This window comes from Arthrobacter sp. NEB 688 (assembly GCF_013201035.1).
Classification (GTDB): domain Bacteria; phylum Actinomycetota; class Actinomycetes; order Actinomycetales; family Dermatophilaceae; genus Phycicoccus.
This window is the reverse complement of sequence record NZ_CP053707.1, coordinates 203,077-223,266: the sequence shown is the minus strand read 5'-3', so window position 1 is coordinate 223,266 and position 20,190 is coordinate 203,077. Positions and strand designations below refer to the sequence as shown.

At 73.9% G+C, this 20,190-nt stretch carries 24 protein-coding genes; all 24 read left to right on the top strand.

The features are described from left to right. The first annotated feature begins 108 nt into the window (after nucleotides 1-108). The 24 genes from HL663_RS01045 to flhA all read left to right on the top strand — a co-directional run bounded on the left by HL663_RS01045 (nucleotide 109) and on the right by flhA (nucleotide 20,190). On the top strand, nucleotides 109-465 hold the full coding sequence (locus HL663_RS01045; RefSeq protein WP_173026656.1) for a flagellar basal body rod protein FlgB: 357 nt from the start codon (nucleotides 109-111) through the stop codon (nucleotides 463-465). Beyond that, complete coding sequence (locus HL663_RS01040) at nucleotides 465-857, top strand: flagellar basal body rod protein FlgC (protein ID WP_173026655.1); 393 nt, start codon at nucleotides 465-467, stop codon at nucleotides 855-857. Before HL663_RS01045 ends, HL663_RS01040 begins: the two co-directional genes overlap by 1 nt. Beyond that, on the top strand, nucleotides 857-1,153 hold the full coding sequence (gene fliE, locus HL663_RS01035) for a flagellar hook-basal body complex protein FliE (protein WP_173026654.1): 297 nt from the start codon (nucleotides 857-859) through the stop codon (nucleotides 1,151-1,153). The genes HL663_RS01040 and fliE overlap by 1 nt, the downstream gene beginning before the upstream one ends. Beyond that, nucleotides 1,150-2,736: a flagellar basal-body MS-ring/collar protein FliF gene (gene fliF, locus HL663_RS01030; protein WP_173026653.1), complete on the top strand. Its 1,587-nt coding sequence runs from the start codon at nucleotides 1,150-1,152 to the stop codon at nucleotides 2,734-2,736. The genes fliE and fliF overlap by 4 nt, the downstream gene beginning before the upstream one ends. Next, nucleotides 2,733-3,749 carry a flagellar motor switch protein FliG gene (fliG, locus tag HL663_RS01025; protein ID WP_286175834.1) on the top strand — a complete coding sequence of 339 codons (1,017 nt, stop codon included), beginning with the start codon at nucleotides 2,733-2,735 and terminating at the stop codon, nucleotides 3,747-3,749. Before fliF ends, fliG begins: the two co-directional genes overlap by 4 nt. Then, nucleotides 3,733-4,392 carry a FliH/SctL family protein gene (locus HL663_RS01020; protein ID WP_173026652.1) on the top strand — a complete coding sequence of 220 codons (660 nt, stop codon included), beginning with the start codon at nucleotides 3,733-3,735 and terminating at the stop codon, nucleotides 4,390-4,392. Before fliG ends, HL663_RS01020 begins: the two co-directional genes overlap by 17 nt. Next, complete coding sequence (locus tag HL663_RS01015) at nucleotides 4,389-5,690, top strand: FliI/YscN family ATPase (RefSeq protein WP_173026651.1); 1,302 nt, start codon at nucleotides 4,389-4,391, stop codon at nucleotides 5,688-5,690. The genes HL663_RS01020 and HL663_RS01015 overlap by 4 nt, the downstream gene beginning before the upstream one ends. Then, on the top strand, nucleotides 5,687-6,124 hold the full coding sequence (locus HL663_RS01010; protein ID WP_173026650.1) for a hypothetical protein: 438 nt from the start codon (nucleotides 5,687-5,689) through the stop codon (nucleotides 6,122-6,124). Before HL663_RS01015 ends, HL663_RS01010 begins: the two co-directional genes overlap by 4 nt. After that, nucleotides 6,121-7,131, top strand: a complete 1,011-nt coding sequence (locus HL663_RS01005) for an NlpC/P60 family protein (RefSeq protein WP_173026649.1) — start codon at nucleotides 6,121-6,123, stop codon at nucleotides 7,129-7,131. The genes HL663_RS01010 and HL663_RS01005 overlap by 4 nt, the downstream gene beginning before the upstream one ends. Further along, the gene (gene fliK, locus HL663_RS01000) at nucleotides 7,131-8,621 is read left to right on the top strand and encodes a flagellar hook-length control protein FliK (RefSeq protein ID WP_173026648.1); all 1,491 of its coding nucleotides are present in this window, start codon (nucleotides 7,131-7,133) and stop codon (nucleotides 8,619-8,621) included. The genes HL663_RS01005 and fliK overlap by 1 nt, the downstream gene beginning before the upstream one ends. A gap of 5 nt (nucleotides 8,622-8,626) precedes the next feature. Further along, entirely contained in the window at nucleotides 8,627-9,052 is a 426-nt protein-coding gene (locus HL663_RS00995; protein WP_173026647.1) for a flagellar hook assembly protein FlgD, read from the top strand. 51 nt (nucleotides 9,053-9,103) lie between these two features. After that, the gene (locus HL663_RS00990; protein WP_173026646.1) at nucleotides 9,104-10,330 is read left to right on the top strand and encodes a flagellar hook protein FlgE; all 1,227 of its coding nucleotides are present in this window, start codon (nucleotides 9,104-9,106) and stop codon (nucleotides 10,328-10,330) included. A gap of 14 nt (nucleotides 10,331-10,344) precedes the next feature. Further along, the gene (locus tag HL663_RS19290) at nucleotides 10,345-10,857 is read left to right on the top strand and encodes a flagellar FlbD family protein (RefSeq protein WP_286175833.1); all 513 of its coding nucleotides are present in this window, start codon (nucleotides 10,345-10,347) and stop codon (nucleotides 10,855-10,857) included. Between the two features lie 3 nt (nucleotides 10,858-10,860). Then, nucleotides 10,861-11,628, top strand: coding sequence for a motility protein A (locus tag HL663_RS00980; protein ID WP_173026645.1), 768 nt, complete (start codon nucleotides 10,861-10,863; stop codon nucleotides 11,626-11,628). Next, complete coding sequence (locus HL663_RS00975; RefSeq protein WP_173026644.1) at nucleotides 11,625-12,506, top strand: flagellar motor protein MotB; 882 nt, start codon at nucleotides 11,625-11,627, stop codon at nucleotides 12,504-12,506. The genes HL663_RS00980 and HL663_RS00975 overlap by 4 nt, the downstream gene beginning before the upstream one ends. Next, the gene (locus HL663_RS00970) at nucleotides 12,503-12,973 is read left to right on the top strand and encodes a flagellar basal body-associated FliL family protein (protein WP_173026643.1); all 471 of its coding nucleotides are present in this window, start codon (nucleotides 12,503-12,505) and stop codon (nucleotides 12,971-12,973) included. Before HL663_RS00975 ends, HL663_RS00970 begins: the two co-directional genes overlap by 4 nt. A 181-nt stretch (nucleotides 12,974-13,154) precedes the next feature. Continuing rightward, nucleotides 13,155-14,024 carry a flagellar motor switch protein FliM gene (locus HL663_RS00965; RefSeq protein ID WP_173026642.1) on the top strand — a complete coding sequence of 290 codons (870 nt, stop codon included), beginning with the start codon at nucleotides 13,155-13,157 and terminating at the stop codon, nucleotides 14,022-14,024. 26 nt (nucleotides 14,025-14,050) lie between these two features. Further along, nucleotides 14,051-14,443 (top strand): flagellar motor switch protein FliN, encoded by a 393-nt coding sequence (fliN, locus tag HL663_RS00960; protein WP_173026641.1) that lies wholly within the window; start codon nucleotides 14,051-14,053, stop codon nucleotides 14,441-14,443. After that, nucleotides 14,443-15,048, top strand: a complete 606-nt coding sequence (locus HL663_RS00955) for a flagellar biosynthetic protein FliO (RefSeq protein WP_173026640.1) — start codon at nucleotides 14,443-14,445, stop codon at nucleotides 15,046-15,048. The genes fliN and HL663_RS00955 overlap by 1 nt, the downstream gene beginning before the upstream one ends. After that, entirely contained in the window at nucleotides 15,041-15,835 is a 795-nt protein-coding gene (gene fliP / locus HL663_RS00950) for a flagellar type III secretion system pore protein FliP (protein WP_216842643.1), read from the top strand. Before HL663_RS00955 ends, fliP begins: the two co-directional genes overlap by 8 nt. Nucleotides 15,836-15,845: 10 nt before the next feature. Beyond that, nucleotides 15,846-16,115, top strand: coding sequence for a flagellar biosynthesis protein FliQ (fliQ, locus tag HL663_RS00945; protein ID WP_173026639.1), 270 nt, complete (start codon nucleotides 15,846-15,848; stop codon nucleotides 16,113-16,115). Then, nucleotides 16,115-16,894 carry a flagellar biosynthetic protein FliR gene (locus HL663_RS00940; RefSeq protein ID WP_173026638.1) on the top strand — a complete coding sequence of 260 codons (780 nt, stop codon included), beginning with the start codon at nucleotides 16,115-16,117 and terminating at the stop codon, nucleotides 16,892-16,894. Before fliQ ends, HL663_RS00940 begins: the two co-directional genes overlap by 1 nt. 4 nt (nucleotides 16,895-16,898) lie before the next feature. Next, on the top strand, nucleotides 16,899-18,008 hold the full coding sequence (locus HL663_RS00935; protein ID WP_173026637.1) for an EscU/YscU/HrcU family type III secretion system export apparatus switch protein: 1,110 nt from the start codon (nucleotides 16,899-16,901) through the stop codon (nucleotides 18,006-18,008). Nucleotides 18,009-18,117: 109 nt separating this feature from the next. Then, entirely contained in the window at nucleotides 18,118-20,190 is a 2,073-nt protein-coding gene (gene flhA / locus HL663_RS00930) for a flagellar biosynthesis protein FlhA (protein ID WP_173026636.1), read from the top strand.

Sequence of the window (20,190 nt, the reverse complement as noted above, 5' to 3'; positions counted from 1 at the left end):
CGGGGCCGATGGGGCAGGCGGTCATGGATGGCCGGCAGCCGCCACGGACGTGCGGCGCACCCGACGCACCTCCGTCAGCGGAGGTCGCGTGAGGCCTCCAGGAGAACCATGATCGACCCCGTCGGCGACAGCACGTTCAGTGCTCTGGGCCGGGCCCTCACCGGTCTGTCGGTGCGCCAGCGCACGATCGCCGACAACATCGCGAACCTCCAGACCCCCGGGTACACCGCACAGCGCGTCGACTTCGAGAGCAGCCTCGCCTCCGCGTGGGCCGCCGGCGGCGACACCGGCTCGGCCTCCATCCGCACGATGGCCTCGACCGAGGCGGCCGGCCTCAACGGCAACAACGTCAACCTCGACGAGGAGACCCTCGCCGCGACCGAGACCGGCCTGTCCTACCAGCTCGGCGTCCAGGCGATGACCGACCGCTTCCAGCGCCTGCGCAGCGCCATCGGCGGTGCGTGATGGCCCTCTTCGGTGCGATGAACACCGCGGGCAGCGGCCTCCTGCTGCACCGCACCTGGCTCGACGCGATCTCCGACAACATCGCCAACGTCAACACCGTCCGCCCGACGAGCGAGAACGCGTTCCAGGCGCGCTACGTCGTCGCCCAGGCACGCGGCAACGGCACCGGGGTCGACGTCGCCGGCATCCAGCTCGGCTCCGCCCAGGGCCGGCTGATCCACGACCCGACCAACCCGATGGCCGACGCGCAGGGCTTCGTCCGCGCCCCCGACGTCGACCTCGGCGAGCAGATGACCCAGCTGATCATGTCGCAGCGCGGCTACCAGGCGAACCTCGCGACCGTCGAGCGCGCCCAGGCGGCCTACCAGCAGGCGATCGGGCTGGGCCGCTGATGAGCATCAACCCCATCTCCTCGCTCGGTGCGCTGCCCCCCGTCGGGCAGACGCAGCGGGCCGCCGGCACCCAGGGCGCCGGCTTCGGCGAGGCCGTCACCCAGGGCCTCGACCGGCTCGACCAGCTCCAGAAGGTCAGTGACACCAAGGCCGTCGAGGCCGTCACCGGCCAGCTGAGCGACGTCCACGACTACACGATCGCCGCCAACCAGGCCGCCGTCGCCACCCAGCTGACGGTCGCCGTCCGCAACAAGGCCGTCGAGGCCTTCACCGAGATCATGAGGATGCCCGTATGACCGGCCCGGACCCCAAGGCCCTCCTCGCCCGGGGCGGCAAGATCTTCTCCGACCTCGCCCCCGGCCAGAAGATGGTCGCGCTCGTCGCCGTCCTCGGGGTCGCCATCGGTGGGTTCTTCTTCGTCCGCTGGGTCTCGACGCCGGCCTACGCGCCGCTGTTCACCGGCCTCAGCGCCTCCGACGCGGGCGCCGTCACCTCGGCGCTCACCGACGCCGGCACCCCCTACCAGCTGGCCGACGGCGGGCAGACCGTCCTCGTGCCGCAGGCGCAGGTCTACCAGGAGCGCATCTCGCTCGCGGGCCAGGGCCTGCCGGCGGGCGGCGGCGAGGGCGCCACCGGCTACTCGCTCCTCGACCAGCAGAGCATGACGAGCAGCGACTTCCAGCAGAAGGTCACCTACCAGCGCGCGCTCGAGGGCGAGCTGTCCAAGACCGTCCAGGCGCTCGACGGCGTGCAGTCCGCGGTCGTCCACCTCGCGGTCCCGCAGGAGGACGTCTTCACCTCCGACGCGACGAAGCCGACCGCGTCGGTCCTCGTCAAGACGGCTCCGGGACAGTCGCTCTCGTCCGGTGCGGTCGACTCGATCGTCAACCTCGTCTCGGGCTCGGTCCCGAAGCTGGCCGCCGCCGACGTCACCGTCTCGGACGCGACCGGCCAGGTCCTCAGCGCCGGCGGCAACGGCACCGGCGTCGGGGGCACGGACGCGCGCCAGACCCAGCAGCGCGCCGTCTCGGACGCCGCCGCCGCCAACCTCCAGTCGATGCTCGACAAGGTCGTCGGCCCCGGCAAGGCGGTCGTGCGGGTCGACGCCACCCTCAACTTCGACGCCCAGCAGACCGACCGCGAGACCTACATCCCGACCAAGCCGCAGACGACGACCCAGCTCCAGACGTCCAAGGAGACCTACACCGGCACCGGTGGCCCGGCCGGCGGCGTCCTCGGCGGCGCGACGACCACGGGCACGAGTGGCAACGGCTCCTACTCGAAGACGGAGACGAGCCAGACCAACGCGCTCGGCACCCTCAAGGAGTCGGTCAAGAGCACGCCCGGCAAGGTCGAGCGGATGTCGGTCGCGGTCCTCCTCGACTCGGCCGCCGCCGCGTCGGTCAGCTCCAACGACATCACCCGCCTCGTCACCGCGGCCGCCGGCCTGGACCCCAAGCGCGGCGACCTCGTCGAGGTCACCTCCCTGCCCTTCGACACCTCGGCCGCCGCCGCGGCGCAGAAGGAGCTGGCCGCCGCCGCCGCGGACGCCAAGCAGCAGAACATGATCGACCTCGCCAAGACCGGCGGGCTCGCGCTCCTCGTCCTCCTGGCCCTCGTCTTCGGGTTCCTCCGCAGCCGTCGTCGCCGCGGCGACGCCGAGGCCGAGGAGGTCGAGTACTACCGCGTGCCCGAGGGCCCGGCCCCCGCCGACGCCGTCCTCGAGATGGCCGAGGCCCGCGCCGCACTGCCGATGCGCGAGCCGGCCGAGACCCAGCTCGTCACCGCGGGCTCGGGCGCCGTGGAGTCGATGGCCCGCGAGAACCCCGACGACGTGGCCCGCCTGCTGCGCGGCTGGATCTCCGAGGGGGCGAAGTGAGCGTCGCCGCCCTCCCGATGAGCGGCCTGCGCAAGGCGGCGCTGCTCCTCATCCAGCTCGGCCCGGACCAGTCCGCGCCCGTGCTGCGCTCGCTGCGCCCCGAGGAGATCGAGGCGCTCATGTCCGAGGTCGCCGCGATGGACGTCGCCGACGAGGAGTCGCGCGAGGCCGTCCTCGCCGAGTTCGCCGACCTGGTGCGCATCAGCAAGCAGCGCTCGCGCGGTGGCTTCGACGTCGCCGAGGAGATGCTCGTCAAGGCCGAGCACGAGCAGTCGCGCGAGATCCTCGGGCGCCTCTCGACGGCCATCACGCACGCCCCGTTCGCGTCGCTGCGCACGGTCGACGGCGCCCTCCTGCGCCCCTTCCTCGAGGACGAGCACCCGCAGACGATCGCGCTCGTGCTCGGCCACCTCTCGAGCGAGCAGGCCGCCCTCGTCCTCTCCGGCCTCGCCGACGCCGTCCGCGCCGACGTGGCGCACCGCCTCGCGACGATGGACAAGACGAGCCCCGAGGTCGTGCGGATCGTCGAGTCGCACCTCGTGCGCAGCCTCGCGACCCTCGGCGACGCCCGCGACCACGTGACCGTCGGGGGCCTCGACCCGCTCGTCGGCATCATGAACCGCTCGCAGCGCGAGACCGAGCGCTCGATCCTCCAGGGCATCGAGGAGCGCGACCCCACCCTCGCCGAGGACCTGCGCTCGAAGATGTTCGCCTTCACCGACATCGTCGACCTCGACGACCGGACCATCCAGCTCGTCCTGCGCCAGGTCGACGCCAAGGAGCTCGCGCTCGCCCTCAAGGGCGCCACGCCGGCGGTGCGGGACAAGGTGTTCCGCAACATGTCCGAGCGCTCCGCGGCCGCCCTCCAGGAAGAGGTCGAGGTGCTCGGCCCGGTCCGCACGGCGCAGGTCGAGGAGGCCCGCTCGGCCGTCGTCAAGGGCATCCGCGCCCTCGAGGAGGCAGGCGAGATCGTCATGTCCCGGGCGGGGGGCAGCGATGACCTCGTCCACTGACACCGGCCGCCCGACGATGCTCCTGCGCGGCACGGACGAGCTGCGCCCGGCGAGCTTCGGGCGCCAGCTGGCCCCGGTCGGCGACCCCGCCGGCCTCGGCATCCCCGCCGAGTGGCTCGAGGGCCGCGAGGCCGGGCTGGCCGCCGGCCGCCGCGAGGCCGCCGCCGAGCAGCTCGCCTGGCTCGAGCGCGCGGAGGCCGCCGCCGCCGCCGAGCGCGCCGAGCGTGCGCACCGGGCCACCTCGGCCCTCACCGGCATCGGCCGCGCCGCCGAGGACGCCGTCGCCGGGCTGACCGTCCGCGATGTGATGACGACCGCCGCGACCCTCGCCGTCGACATCGCCGAGGCCCTCGTCGGGCACCACCTCGAGGTCGACGGCTGCGCGGCCCGCGACGCCGTCCTGCGCGCCCTGACCGAGGTGCCGCGCGGCGGCACCGTGCTGGTGCGCCTCAACCCGGAGGACGCCGAGCTGCTCACCGCCTCGGGGGAGGACCTCGGCGCCCTCGCGCCCACGTCGGTCCTCGAGCTCGTCGCCGACCCCGCCGTCGAGCGTGGCGGCTGCCTCGCCGACGTCGGCGACCGCACGGTCGACGCCCAGCTCTCCTCGGCGCTCACCCGCGTCCGCGAGGTGCTCGCCCGATGAGCGCCACTCTCCACGACGAGCTCGTCGCCGCCGCCCGCCCCCGCGCCACCGGCCGGGTCACCCGCGCCATCGGCGTCGGCCTCGAGGTCAGCGGCCTCGACGTCGCCGTCGGCGAGGCCGTGCGGGTCGTCGGCGGCCGCGGCTCGATCCTCGCCGAGGTCGTCGCGCTCGACGACGGCACCGCCCGCTGCATGCCGGTCGGCGAGCTGCGCGGCGTGCGCGTCGGTGACCGCGTCGAGGCCACCGGCGGCCCCCTGCGCGTGCCCGTCGGCGACGGCCTCGTCGGCCGCGTCGTCAACGCCCTCGGCCACCCGATCGACGGCGGCCCCGCGCTGAGCGACGTCCAGTGGGTCGGCACCGACGGCACCCCGCCGCCGGCGATGACGCGCGAGCGCATCTCGACCCAGCTCGGGCTCGGCATCCGCGCCTTCGACACCCTCATCCCCTGCGGGCGCGGGCAGCGCATGGGCATCTTCGCCGGCTCGGGCGTCGGCAAGTCCAGCCTGCTGTCGATGATCGTCCGCGGCACCGACGCCCCGGTCACCGTCCTCGCCCTCGTCGGCGAGCGCGGCCGCGAGGTGCGCGAGTTCGTCGAGCACGACCTCGGCCCCGAGGGCCTGGCCCGCGCCGTCGTCGTCGTCGCCACCTCCGACGAGCCCGCCCTCGTGCGCCTGCACGCCGCGTTCACCGCGACCCGCATCGCCGAGTGGTTCCGCGACCAGGGCCGCGACGTCCTCCTCGCGATGGACAGCGTCACGCGCGTCGCGATGGCCCAGCGCGAGGTCGGCCTCGCCGCCGGCGAGCCCCCGACCACCCGCGGCTACCCGCCGTCGGTCTTCGGCATCCTGCCGCGGCTGCTCGAGCGTGCCGGCACCGCCGAGCGCGGCAGCATCACCGGTCTCTACACCGTCCTCGTCGAGGGCGACGACATGAACGACCCGGTCGCCGACGCGGTGCGCTCCATCCTCGACGGCCACGTCGTCCTCGACCGCCGCCTCGCGACGGCCGGCCACTACCCGTGCATCGACGTCCTCGAGTCGGTCTCGCGCGCCAACCGCGCCCTGACCGACCCGCAGCAGCGCGCCGACGCCGGCACCCTGCGCAGCCTGCTCGCGGCGCGCCGCGACGCCAAGGACCTCGTCGAGATCGGCGCCTACGTCGCCGGCACCAACCCGCTCGTCGACCGCGCCCTCGCGCAGAGCGGCGCCATCGACGCCTTCCTGCGCCAGGACCTCGACGACGTGACCGACGCCCGCGACAGCTGGGCCGCCCTCTCGAGCCTGGCGGGTGCGCTGTGAGCACCCGCACGAAGCGCCTCAAGACCGTGCTGCGCGTCCGGACCATCCAGGAGGAGCAGCGCCGCGGCGATCTCGCCCGCGCCGCCGCCGCCCAGGCCCGCGCCGCGGAGGCCGCCGCCGAGGCCGCCGTCCGCTACGGCGAGCGGGACGTCTGCGGCGTCGGCGTCCCCGTCGACCTCGCGACCTTCCTCGGGACGCGCCAGGCCGAGACCCGGCGCGCCGACGGCGTGGCCCTCGCCGTGCGCGAGCAGGCGCTCGCCGAGGGCGAGAGCGACCGGGCCCGCGCGCTGCTCACCGAGGCCCGCACCCGGACCTCCGGGCTGGAGCGCCTGGTCGAGCGCGCCGCCGAGCTGCAGCGCCTCGAGGTGCTCGCGGCCGACGAGCAGACGGCCGAGGAGTCGGTCCGTGGCCGCCGGACGGAGGAGCAGGCATGAGCGTCGACACCTCCGGCCCCGCCGCCGTCTTCGCCCGGATGGCCGCCATCCAGGGCGCCATCGCGTCCGTCTCCGGCGGCGCCCGCACGACGACCGCCGCCGCGACCGGCACGGCGTCCTTCGACTCCGTCTACGGCGCCGCGCTCGAGGGCGCCGGCGGCAGCGACCTCACCGGTGGCTCGACCACCGGGGGCTCGGACGTCGGGTCCCGGGCCGTCACCGCGGCCAAGAAGTACCTCGGCGTCCCGTACGTCTGGGGCGGCACGACGCCCGCCGGGCTCGACTGCTCCGGCCTGGTCCAGCTCGCCTACCGCGAGGTCGGCGTCGACCTGCCGCGGGTCGCGGCCGACCAGGCGCGCCAGGGCACCGCCGTGCCCGACCTGGCCCACGCGCAGCCCGGCGACCTGCTCGCCTTCAACTCGCCCGTCACCCACATCGCGATCTACCTCGGCGACGGCAAGATGATCGCGGCCCCCAAGCGCGGCGACGTCGTGAAGATCCAGGACGTCTACAAGACCCCGTCGGCCATCCGCCGGATCGGCCCGACCGTCGCCGAGGGCGTCGGTGGCGCCGCCGCGACCGGCGCGGCCGGCTCCGCCGGGGGAGTGGCCGCCGTCTCCGGCAGCGGCGCCCCCGCCGGCCTCCAGCAGCTCTTCGCCTCCGCGACGGCGCGCTACGACCTGCCGGCCGGCCTGCTGAACGCGGTCGCCAAGGCCGAGAGCGGGTACGACACCCGGGCGGTCAGCGGCGCCGGGGCCCAGGGCCTCATGCAGCTGATGCCCGCCACCGCGCGCGGCCTGGGCGTCGACCCCTTTAACCCGGCGCAGGCCGTCGACGGCGCCGCCCGGATGCTCTCGCGCGACCTCTCGCGCTTCGGCCGCCTCGACCTCGCGGTCGCGGCCTACAACGCGGGCGCCGGCGCCGTGCAGCGCTACGGCGGCATCCCGCCCTACGCGGAGACCCAGCAGTACGTCCGCCGCGTCCTCGGCACCCTGGGAGTGAGCTGATGTCCCTCGCCGTCACCCCGTCCGTCGCGCCGCAGGCCGGCCCGGCCCACGCGGCCCGTCCGGGCCGCCCGAGCGGCCCCGACGACGACTTCGCGTCCGTCCTCGCGGCCCGCTCCGGTGCCGACCGCTCCTCGCGCGACGCCGGCCGGGTCGACCCCGCCGACCCGCGCGAGCGGCGCACCGTCGACGCCAAGCCGGCCCGCGGCCGGGGCGCCGACCGCGCCGCCGAGCGCCCCGCGCCGGGGACCACCCCCGACGCCCCGGGCGCCGACCGCCCGCGCGCCCTCGACGCCGACGCCACCCCGGCCGCCCCCGTCCCCGCCGACGCCCCGGTGCCGGACGCGGCGACGCCGGCCGCCGCGCCCACCGTCGTCGCGGCGGTCGACCCCTCGACCCTGCCGGCCGCCGCTGTCGTCCCGGCCGCGGCCGTCGTCGCCCCCGTCACCCTCCCCGCGGGCCCCACCACCACCACCACGGACGACACCACGGTCGGCGCCGTCGACACCGCGGCCTCCACGGGCGCGACCCCCACGGCTGCCGTCCCCGCCTCGGTCGGAGCGCCCGCCGAGGCCCCCGCCGGCCCGGCCGCCCCGACCACGGTGGGGGAGAACGTGACCCGCGCGAGCGCGGACACCCCGGCCGCCGCTCCCGGCGCGACCCCGGTCAGCACCGACCCGTCCGCCCCGACCACCGCGACCACCTCCTCCGCGGACCCGGGCACGGCGCCGGCCACCGCGTCCGGCGCCACCCCGGCCCCGGCCACCCCGGCGGGAGCCACCCCGACGTCGCCCGACGCCGAGGGCGCCACCGGAGCCACCGGCGACGCCGCGGACGCTGCGACCACCGGCACCCCGGCCGACGGCGGCGCGACCCTGCCGGGCGCCGAGCTCCCCGTCCCTGCCCACGCATCGGCCCACGACGCCGCGGCGGGCCTCGCCCCTGCGCCGACGGTGCCGGCCGCCCCGGCCGACGCTCCCGTCCCGACGGCCCCCGCGATGGCCCCGGTCGCGCCGGCCCCCGTCACCGGCGCCACCGTCGCGGCCGCCGCGCCCGCTCCGGCCCCCGTGCCGCAGCCGGCCCACGCGCAGGTGCTCACCGCGGTGACGCCGCTCCTGCGCGGCGCCGACGGCAGCCACGAGCTGACCCTGCGCCTGGACCCCGACGGCCTCGGCGCCGTGCACGTCCGGCTGTCGGTGAGCGGTGACGAGGTGCGGATGCACCTGACCGCCGCCGAGACCGGCACGCGGGAGGCCCTGCGCGACGGGCTCGCCGAGCTCCGCACCCGGCTCGAGGACTCGGGCCTGCGGGCGGCGAGCCTCGACGTCGGCTCCGGCAGCACGCCCGGCCAGGGCGGCACCGACGCCCAGGACCTGCGTCGCCCCCGCTCCGCCGGCCACGCGGCCGTCCGGCACGGACCGGCCCCGCCGCTCGCGGCGACCACGCCGGAACCCCTGCACCGCAACGACTCCCGACTCGACCTGAGGATGTGAACCCGATGACCACCATTCCCACCGGCGCTGCCGCCGCGGGGCAGGCGGCTGCCGCCGGCGCCACCCAGAACGCCGGCACCGGCAAGATCGGCTCCGACGCCTTCCTCAAGCTGCTCGTGGCCCAGCTGAAGTACCAGGACCCGAGCAAGCCGGTCGACAGCTCGGCCTTCATGGCCCAGACCGCGCAGATGCAGATGGTCGAGAGCATGAACCAGCTGGTGACCCAGAACGCCGCGATCATCGGTGGCCAGAACAGCCTGAGCGCCCTCGCCCTCGTGGGCAAGGACGTCAGCTGGACCGCTGACGGTGTCACCAAGTCCGGTGCGGTGCAGGCGGTCAAGCTCGACGCCACCGGCCCCCTCCTCGTCGTCGGCGGCGCCGAGGTCCCCCTCTCCATCGTCTCCCGCGTCAGCCAGCACGGCACGGCCTGAGCCGCGCCACCCCCGACCTCCCTCCTCCCCGACCCCGAAGGACTCCCCACCATGCTCCGTTCGCTCTTCTCCGCCGTCACCGGCATGCGCAGCCACCAGACCGCGATGGACGTCATCGGCAACAACATCGCCAACGTCAACACCGCGGGCTTCAAGTCCAGCCAGACCCAGTTCCAGGACACCCTCAGCCAGGCGCTGCGCGCCGGCGGCGGCGGCGTCAACCCGGCGCAGGTCGGCCTCGGCGTCCAGGTGGCGGGGGTCGCGACGAACTTCAGCCAGGGCAGCGCCCAGACGACCAACCGCCCGAGCGACCTCATGATCTCCGGCGACGGCTTCTTCGTCGTCCAGCAGGCGGGTGCGCAGGTGTACACCCGCTCGGGTGGCTTCTCGCTCGACGACCAGGGCAACCTCACCTCGCCGAACGGCGGTGTGGTGCAGGGCTGGCTGGCCGTCGACGGCCAGATCAACACCGGCACCTCGATGACCGGCCTGCGCGTCCCGACCGGCCTCATCATGGCGCCGACCCCGACCAAGGCGGTCGACGCGGGCGGCAACCTCTCCGCCGACGCCGCGGTCGGCGCGACGGTCGTCAACGGCATCGACGTCTTCGACCAGACCGGCCGCAGCATCCCGGTCACGCTCACCTACACGAAGACCGGCACCGACACCTGGGCGGCCACCGCCACGGTCACCAACTCGGCCGGCAACACGGCCACGGTCGGCTCGGCCAACCTCGCGTGGAACTCCACGACGATGGCCTTCACGCCCGGCGCGGTGACGATGACCAACGGCGCCCTCGCCTCGGCCGGCTTCGTCTTCCCCGGCGACGTCGCGGTCAACCTCGGGGGCGACGGCACGCCGCTCACGCAGTACGCCGGCGCGAGCACCGCGACCCTGCGCGGCCAGGACGGCTCCTCCGCCGGCCAGCTGCAGAGCTGGGGCGTCGGCGCCGACGGCGTCATCACGGGCTCGTTCTCCAACGGCCGCACGCAGTCGCTCGGCATGGTCGCGCTCGCGTACTTCGGCAACCCGGAGGGCCTCGAGAAGGCCGGCGACACCTCCTACCGCGTCTCCGCCGCCTCCGGCCAGCCGGCCATCGGCGTCCCCGGCTCGGGCGGGCGCGGGTCCATCGCGGCCGGCCGCCTCGAGATGAGCAACGTCGACCTCGCCCAGGAGTTCACCAACCTCGTGATGATCCAGCGCGGCTTCCAGGCGAACTCCCGCGTCGTCAGCGCCTCCGACGAGATCCTCCAGGACCTCGTCAACCTCAAGCGCTGAGCCGGGGCAGCCCGATGACCGACGGTCCCGCGGTGGGCCCGCCCCTCTCGGGGGCGGGCCCGCTGGGGTGCCCGTCGGAGCACCCCTCGCACGACCTCCCGCACGACCTCTCGCACGACGTCGCGGACGGCCCGGTGGCCCCCGCGATCCCCCTCGTCGGTACCCGCCAGGACCTCAAGTCCTGGGCCCGGCTGCCGATGGGAACCCCGACGCGCCACGGACGGCGCATCCAGAACACCCAGGACGGACCCGGCCCCATGATCATCCTCACCCGCCGCAACGGCACGCGATTCGGGATCAACCCCGACCTCGTCGAGCGCGTCGACGAGACCCCGGACACCATCGTCCTGCTCGTCACCGGCTCGCGGTACGTCGTGCAGGAGACCCTCGACGAGGTGGTCGGGATCATGCGCGCGTCGCGTGCGTCGGTCCTGCACGCCGCCGAGGAGTCCGGGACCGGTCAGCCCGGGTCCCGCCCCAGCGCCGGCCGGGTGGCCCTGCGCGCCGTCCGGGGCCTGGAGGACTGAGCCGTGGAGCTCGCGACCATCGGCGGGATCATCCTCGTCTTCGTGGCGGTCATCGTCTCCCTGATCATGGAGGGCGCCTCGCCCACCTCGATCATCCTCATCCCCCCGATCATCCTCGTCTTCCTCGGCAGCATCGGGGCGGCCGTGGCCGGTGGCTTCCTCTCGGACGTCTCCCTCATCCTCAAGCAGACGGTCAAGGCCTTCACGACCTCCGCGCCGAAGAGCTCCGAGGCCGTCACCGAGCTCATCGCGCTCGCCGACATCGCCCGCCGCGAGGGCCTGCTCGCCCTCGAGGAGAAGGCCCGCAGCGCCGAGGACCCGTTCCTGCGCGAGGGCCTGGAGATGACCGTCGACGGCACCGACGCCGACGAGATCTACGACGTCCTCGCCGCGCGGATCAAGACCCGCAAGAAGGCCGACCACCTCGGCATCAAGTTCTACGCCGACATGGGCGGCTACGCGCCGACGATCGGCATCATCGGCACCGTCATCGGCCTCATCCACGTCCTGAGCAACCTCGACGCCCCCGAGGAGCTCGGCCACCTCATCGCCGGCGCGTTCGTCGCGACCCTCTGGGGCGTCATGACCGCCAACGTCATGTGGCTGCCCCTCTCGAGCAAGCTCAAGCGGATCAGCGAGTCCGAGGCCGCGCACCTCGAGATGGTGCTCGAGGGCATCATGTCGATCCAGGCCGGCACGAGCCCGCGCGTCGTCGAGAAGCGGCTGCGCGCCGTCATCGCCGGTGACGCCCCGCTCGAGGACGCGGCGTGAGCGGCCCCGGGCCCGGCGGGAAGCGCCGCAAGGGGCACGAGGAGGAGCACGAGGGCGGTCACGAGAACGCCGAGCGCTGGCTGCTCAGCTACGCCGACATGATCACGCTGCTCATGGCCCTGTTCATCGTCCTCTTCGCGATCAGCCAGGTCGACCAGCAGAAGCTGCTCCAGCTCTCCTCGGGCCTGCAGGAGTCCTTCGGGGCGCCGCAGATCACCAACCACACCAACGGCGTCCTCGACGGCACGTCGGTCGACTCGGCCATCCAGGCCATCGCGCCCATCGCCCCCCAGGTGACGAGCGACATCTCCTCGGCCCCCGGCAAGTCGCAGACCTGCGCGCCGGTGGACGAGAAGGCGAAGAAGGCCTCCCGCGACCAGCTGACGAGCGTCCGCCAGAAGATCACCAAGGCCCTCGCGGCCCAGGGGATGGCCAACGCGGCGCACTTCGAGGTCCGTGACGACGGGCTCGTCGTCGACATCGTCTCCGACCGGGTGCTCTTCGACCCGGGCCAGGCGACGCTGCGCGACGGGGGCCGCAAGGTCCTCACCGCGATGGCCCCGACCCTGCGCGGGCTGTCGAACACGATGACCATCGAGGGCCACACCGACGACGTGCCGGTGGCGAGCTTCTACCGTTCCAACTGGGAGCTCTCCACCTCCCGGGCGACGACGGTCCTCGAGTACCTCATCGCCTCCGGCGTCCGCGGCAAGCAGCTCTCCGCCGCCGGCTACGCCGACCAGCGCCCGCTCGCCAGCAACACGACCGACGCCGGCCGCTCGCGCAACCGCCGCGTGGCCGTCGTCGTCCACGCCGCCACGACCGGCGACACGTCCTCCACCACCAGCGTCTCGGCCACCTCAGGAGGGTCCCGATGAGCACCGCCACCGTCCCCGCCGCAGCGGCCGCCGCCGCCGAGCCGGAGAAGAAGAAGAAGCCGATGATGCTCATCGCCATCGTCCTGGTGCTCCTCATGGCGGGCGGCGGGTACTGGTTCTTCCTCAAGCCCTCGTCGGACTCCGCGGAGGAGCCGAAGCCCGAGCCGACGCCCGGCGTCGTCGTCGACCTCGACCCGCTGACCCTCAACCTCTCCGACGGCCGCTACCTCAAGATGGGCCTCTCGCTCGAGGTGACCGAGGAGGCCCAGACCGCCGCCGGCAAGGAGGGCGTCAACGGCGCGAAGGCGCGCGACGCCGCCATCAGCATCCTCGGCCAGCGCACCTACGAGCAGATGCTGCAGCCGAAGACCAAGGAGGCGGCCATCAAGACGCTCGAGAAGGAGATCAAGAAGCGCTACGACGGGGACGTCATGGACGTCTACGTGACGGAGCTGGTCATGCAGTGACCCTGCACTGACCCCTCGGCCTTCGGGCCGGCACGGACAGGGAGCCGGCCCGCAGCCACCCGGTCGGGGGACCCCGCCCACTCGGGCGGACGTCCCCCACCGGGTCGGCCGAACGGCCCTTGCTGTCCCCGTGCACCCACGAAGCGCTCAGGTCCCCCCGGCGGGTGCCGATGGGCAGGCCGTGAGTGTGGAGCCACAGGCGTACGACTTCCGGAGCCCGGACCGGCTCTCGCGACAGCGGGAGCAGGCGCTCCAGGTCGTCGTCGAGACCTGGGCCCGACGTGTCTCCACCGTGCTCTCGACCGCCCTGCACACCATCGTGCCCGCGAAGATGGTCGCCCTCGGGCAGTGCACCTACGGCGAGTACCTCGAGTCGATGGCCCGTCCCAGCGTCCTCGGCGCGCTCTCGGTCGAGAACCTCCCCGGCGGCGGTCACGCCCAGCTCTCGCTCGGCGACGCGCTCGCGTTCGTCGACCGGATGCTCGGCGGCTCCGGCACCGGCGCTCAGCCCGAGCGGCCCCTCACCGAGATCGAGTCCGGGGTGGCCGAGCTGCTCCTGGCCCAGATGGTCGGCGAGCTGCCCTTCTCCTTCACCGTCATCGGCGACCTGCCCGTCGCGCTGACCGGCCTCGAGTCGACGGTGCGCTTCCACCAGGTCGCCCGCACGACCGACCCCGTCGTCACGGTCGAGCTCGAGCTGTTCGTCTTCGAGCGCTCGGTCCCGCTGACGGCGTGCATCACCCTGAGCACGCTCACCCCGCTGCTCACCTCCCTCGACAAGATGGCCGACGACGACGGCGCGGGGGAGCGGGCCGCGCAGGTGCGCCGGGTCGTCACCGAGCGCCTCGGCCAGGTCGACGTCGAGCTCCAGATCTCCTTCCGCGAGGTCACGCTCACCTCCGCCGAGGTCTTCGCCCTGGCCGTCGGCGACGTCGTCCCCCTGCGCCACCGCACCGAGGAGCCCCTCGTCGTGTCCGCGGGGGGCGTGCGCGTCGCCCGGGCGACGCCCGGCAGCCACGGCCGCCGCCTCGCCGTCCAGATCGTCCCCTGACCCCCCGACCCGACCGGAGACCCGCCATGACCTTCCCCGAGACCCAGGACCCGTTCGCCGTCGCCACCGGTGGGGACGCCCCGCTCGCGCAGCCCGAGGCCGCCCCCGCCCTGCCGCCGCTCGGGGGTGGCGCGCCCGCCCCGGCCGCGGCCGTCGACCCGCGCCGCCTGCACCTCCTGCGCGAGGTCGAGCTGGGGATCAGCGTCGAGCTCGGCCGCAGCCGGATGACCGTGCGCGAGGTGCTCGGCCTGGCCCCGGGCGCGGTCGTCGAGCTCGACCGCCCGGCCGGCAGCCCGGTCGACGTCCTCGTCAACGGCACGCTCATGGCGCGCGGCGAGGTCGTCGTCGTCGACGACGAGTACGCCGTCCGCGTCACCGAGATCGTCAGCGCCGACCCGGCCCTGGGGCTCGGCGCCTGATGGACGGATCCGTCGTGCTCGTCGTGCTGCGACTCCTCGTCTCCCTCGGCGTCGTCCTCACCCTCCTCGTGCTCCTCGCCCGCTGGGCGCGGAAGCGGGGTCTCGGGGGTGCGGTCGGCACGCGTGCCGGGGTGCAGGTCGAGGTGCTGTCGCGGCGCGCGCTGGGCCGCGGGTCCGCCGTCCACGTCGTGCGCGTCGGCGAGCAGGTGCTCGTCCTCGGCGTCACCGACCAGCAGGTCTCCCTCCTGCGCGAGCTCTCCGCCGACGTCCTCGCCGAGCCGGAGCCCGTCGCGGCGCCGGAGCCCTCCCCGGCGGCCGTCCCCGCGGTGGCCGCCGTCCCCGACTTCGCGAGCGCGCTGCGGATGCAGGCCGCCCAGTCCGGCCTCGACCTCGGGCCGCTGGCGGCCGCCGTCCCCGCTCCCGCCACGTCGCCGGCCCTCCCCGCCACGCGGGCCGGCCGCCGCGAGCTCGAGCGCTCCCGCCACCACCTGCGGCCCCGCCCGGCCGCCGCGGCGCCGCGGCCCGCGAGCAACCCGGTGCCGACCGGTTGGCCGTGGAACGCCGCGACCCTCGTCGTCGGCGCGATCAAGGGGAGTCGTGCGTAGTCCCCTCGCGCTCCTGCGGCGGCTGCGGCTGCTGCTCGTCACCGGCCTCGTGCTCGTGACGGTCGTCGGACCCGGCGCCGCCCTCGCGTCCGCCGCACCGACCCCGAGCCCGTCGCCGACCCCCGGTGGGGTCTCGGTGACGCTCGACGGCGGCGGCACGCAGCCGAGCCAGACGGTGACGATCATCGTCCTGCTCACCGTGCTGTCGCTCGCGCCGGCGCTGCTCATCCTCACGACGGCCTTCACCAAGGTGATCGTCGTGCTGTCGCTGACCCGCAACGCCCTCGGCACGCAGACCATCCCGCCGAACCAGGTCCTCGTCGGCCTCGCGCTCTTCCTCAGCCTCTTCATCATGGCGCCGGTCCTGTCGCAGATGAACGACGAGGGCATCCAGCCCTACATGAAGGGCGACATCACGCAGTCGCAGGCCATCGAGCGGACGGTCAAGCCGCTGCGGACGTTCATGGGGGAGCAGACCCGGCCCGCCGAGCTCGCGACGATGGTCAAGCTGAGCGGCGAGGAGAAGCCCGCGACGATCGAGGACGTGCCGCTGACGACGCTCGTGCCGGCCTTCGTCCTCTCGGAGCTGAAGTCGGCGTTCATCATCGGCTTCGTCATCTTCGTGCCGTTCCTCGTCATCGACGTCGTCGTCAGCTCCGTGCTCATGTCGATGGGCATGATGATGCTGCCGCCGGCGCTCATCTCGCTGCCCTTCAAGCTCCTCCTCTTCGTCATGGTCGACGGGTGGGGCCTCATCGTCACCGCCCTCGTCCAGAGCTACCGGTGAGGGGCGCGCCGTGACCGACGCCGACATCGTCCACATCGGGGTGCAGGCGATGATCGTCAGCGCGAAGCTGGCGATGCCCGTGCTCCTGACCGCGCTCGCGGTCGGCTTCGTCATCTCGCTCTTCCAGGCCGTCACGCAGGTCCAGGAGGTGACGCTCAGCTTCGTGCCGAAGCTCATCGGGGTCGCGGTCGTCCTCGTCGTCGCCGGCCACTGGATGCTCCAGGAGGCGGTCTCCTTCACCCGCGCGATGTTCGACATGCTCCCGCAGCTGCTCAGCTGATGACGATCGCCTTCGCCGCCGACTCGCTCGTCACGATGCTGCTCGCGACGGTGCGGGTGTCGGTGTTCTTCATCCTCGCGCCGCCGTTCAGCAGCAAGGCGATCCCGATGCGGGTCAAGGCCGGTCTGGCCGTGGCGCTCTCGCTCGCGGTGCTGCCGGCCCTGCGCGGGCAGGCGGCGCCGGCGCTCGAGCTCTTCCCGCTCGTCGGGGCGGCCCTGTACCAGGCGGTCGTCGGGGCGGCGATGGGCTTCGTCGTCCTCCTCGCCTTCGCGGTGGTCCAGGCCGCCGGCGAGCTGCTCGACCTCGCGAGCGGCTTCACCCTCGCGACCCTCTACGACCCGATGTCGAACGCGTCGAGCAGCATCTTCGGGCGCATCCACCAGCTGCTCGCCATCACCCTGCTCTTCGCGAGCGGCGGCCACCTCTTCCTCGTGCGCGGGCTCATCTCGACCTTCACCGTGCTGCCGCTGCACCCGATGTCGCTCGGCGACCTCGGCCGGCTCGTCACCGACGGCGTCGGCGCGTTCGTCGGCGGCGCGCTCCAGGTCGCGGGCCCGGTGCTCGTCGTCCTCTTCCTCGCGGAGATCGTGCTCGGCCTCGTCTCCCGGGCCGTGCCGACGCTCAACATCTTCGCGATCAGCTTCCCGGTCAAGATCATCCTCGTCATCTCCTTCGCGGGGATGGCCTTCGCGCTGCTGCCCGGGGTCGTCAGCGAGCTCGTCGACCAGACCGGCCGCGACATGACGTCGGTGGCGCGGATGCTCGGGGCGAGGGGCTGACCCGGTGAGCGACAAGTCGCAGAAGACCGAGAAGCCCACCCCGCAGCGGCTCAAGAAGGCGCGCCGCGACGGGCAGGTCGCCCGCACCGCCGAGCTGAGCGCGTGGGCCGCGGTGCTGCTGGCATCGATCCTCCTGCCGCGGCTCGTCTCCGGGCTGTCGGACCTGTTCGTCGGCACGCTCCAGGGGCTGCGCGAGGTCATCATCGACCCGCAGCCCGAGCGGGGCCTGACGGTGCTCCGGCAGACCGGCATCGACGCCGTGTGGGTGCTTGCGCCCTTCCTCGGCGTCATGGTCGTCGCGGCGCTCGTGAGCAGCGCGGTCCAGGGCGGCATCCGGGTCTACCCCGGCAAGTTCAAGCCCAACTTCGGTGTCCTCAACGCGGGCAAGGGGCTCAAGCAGCTCGTCTCGGCGCACTCGGCGTGGACCCTCGCGAAGACGCTCGCCAAGTTCGTCGTCTTCGGGTGGGTCGGCTACACCGAGCTGCGCGACGTCGCGATCCTCATGACGACCCACGGCTCGTGGTCACTCGGGGCGGCCGCGTCCGCCGCGGTCGGCGCCGTCACGCACGTCCTGCGGCTCGTCGCCGGCGTCGGGCTCGTCCTCGCCGGCGCCGACTTCGTCATGGAGAAGCGGCGCATCGGCTCCCAGCTGAAGATGAGCCAGGACGAGATCAAGCGTGAGCACAAGCAGTCCGAGGGCGACCCGATGCTCAAGGGCATGATCCGCGGCAAGCAGCGCGAGATGAGCCGCAACCGGATGCTCTCCAACCTCGCGTCGGCCGACGTCGTGCTCGTCAACCCGACGCACGTCGCGGTCGCGCTCAAGTACGAGATGGGCCTGGGCGCACCGAAGGTCGTCGCGCGCGGCGCCGGGGCGGCGGCGGCCCGCATCCGCGAGGAGGCGGCCGAGCTGCGCCTGCCGATGGTGGAGGACGTCCCCCTCGCGCGCACCGTCTACCGGATGTGCGACGTCGGCGACGAGATCCCGGCCGAGCTGTTCGACGCCGTCGCCGGGGTGTTCGTCTTCGTCCTCGGCCTCAAGCGCCGCGGGGTGACGAGCGGCTTCCACCGCAGCCCGCACGCCGGCACCGACCGCGCGGGGGTCGCCGCGTGAGCATCCCGACCACCCCGACCGTCCCGAGCCCTCAGGTCACGTCCGTGCCTGCCGATGGGAGACCCGAGATGTCCGTCACCCCCTGCTCCCGTCGCCAGCGCGAGGTCCGATGAAGAACACGCGGCTGAGCCAGATCGGCATCCCGGCCGCCGTCGTCGGGGTCGTCGTCATGATGGTCGTGCCGGTGCCGAGCATGCTGCTCGACCTGCTGCTGGCCGTGAACCTCACGATCTCGGTGCTCGTGCTGCTCGTCGCGCTGCGCGTGACGCGGCCGCTGGACTTCGCGGTCTTCCCGTCGCTGCTGCTCGTCGCGACGCTCTTCCGTCTCGCGCTCAACATCAGCGCGACCCGCCTCGTGCTCGTCGACGGGTTCGCCGGCAAGGTCATCGAGGCGTTCGGTCACTTCGTCGTCGGCAGCTCGCTCGTCGTCGGCCTCGTCATCTTCCTCATCCTCGTCGTCATCCAGTTCGTCGTCATCACCAACGGTGCCGGGCGCGTGGCGGAGGTCGCCGCCCGCTTCACGCTCGACGCGATGCCCGGCAAGCAGATGGCCATCGACGCCGACCTCAACTCGGGCCTCATCGACGAGGACGAGGCGCGTCGCCGCCGCAAGGAGGTCTCGGGGGAGGCCGACTTCTACGGTGCGATGGACGGTGCCTCGAAGTTCGTCAAGGGCGACGCGATCGCCGCCATCGTCATCACGCTCGTCAACCTCATCGGCGGGCTCGTCATCGGCGTCGTCCAGAACGGCCAGGCCGTCGGGGACGCGATCCAGACCTACAGCCTCCTGTCGGTCGGCGACGGCCTCGTCTCGCAGATCCCCGCCCTGCTGCTGTCGATGTCGACCGGCATCATCGTCACCCGCGCCTCGACCGAGCGCGACATGGGCGGCGACATCATCCACCAGTTCGGCCAGCAGCGCGGCGCCATCCAGATCGCCGGCGTCGTCATCATGGCGCTGGCCCTCGTGCCCGCCTTGCCGAAGCTGCCCTTCATCCTCGTCGGCGGCGGCGCGATCCTCCTGGCCCGCGCGATGCCCAAGCTCGAGGAGCGCGAGGAGGCCCGGCGCGCCGAGGAGGCCGCCGCCGAGCGCGACGCCGCACCGTCGCCCGACAGCCCGCAGGTCCTCGCCCACGACATCCGCGTCGAGCCGCTCGAGCTCGAGCTGGCCTTCGACCTCATCGGCCTCGTCGACGCCGACAACGGCGGCGACCTGCTCGGCCGGGTCAAGGCGCTGCGTCGCAAGCTCGCGATGGAGCTCGGCGTCGTCATCCCGCTCGTGCGCACCCGCGACAACCTCGACCTGCCCTCGCACACGTACGGCATCCGCGTCCACGGCGTCGAGGTCGCGCGGGGCGAGGCACCCGCCGGGCACGTGCTCGTCATCGGCGACGCCATCGCGCACCTCGAGGGCACCCCCACCCGCGAGCCGGTCTTCGGGCTCGAGGCCAAGTGGGTCGCCGCGCACCTGCGAGGTCGCGCCGAGGCGCTCGACGGCACCGTCGTCGACCGCTCGTCGGTCATCACGACCCACCTCGCCGAGACCGTGCGCCGGCACGCCGCCGACCTGCTCGGCCGCGAGGACGTCAAGCTGCTCGTCGACGCGGTGCGCTCCACGCACCCGCAGGTCATCGAGGAGCTCACCCCGAACCCGCTCGCGCTCGGCGAGATCCAGCGCGTGCTCAAGGGGCTGCTCGTCGAGGGCGTCGGCATCCGCGACCTCGTCCGCATCTTCGAGGCGATCTCGCTACGGGCCCGCGTCACCACCGACCCCGACGCGCTCGTCGAGGCCGCCCGCCTGGCGCTCGGCCCGGCCATCGCCGCGTCGCACGCCTCCCACGGCGAGCTGCACGTCCTCACCTTCGAGCCGCGCCTGGAGCAGCGGCTGCTCGAGTCGCTGCGCACCGGCGACGGCGGCGCCCAGCTGCTGCTCGACCCCTACTTCGCCGACCGGCTGGCCACCGAGGCCGCCCGCGTCTCGCGCTCGGTCGAGGAGGCCGGCGTGCAGCCGGTGCTGGTCTGCGCGCAGCCGCTGCGGCGGGCGGTGCGCCGGCTCGTCGAGGGCGCGGCCCCGCAGCTGCCGGTGCTCGCGTACCAGGAGCTCGGCGGGCACCTGACCCTGACCACCGCGGGCGTCGTCGACGTCGCCCCGGCCGACGCGCTCGGCACGGCGGGGGTCTGA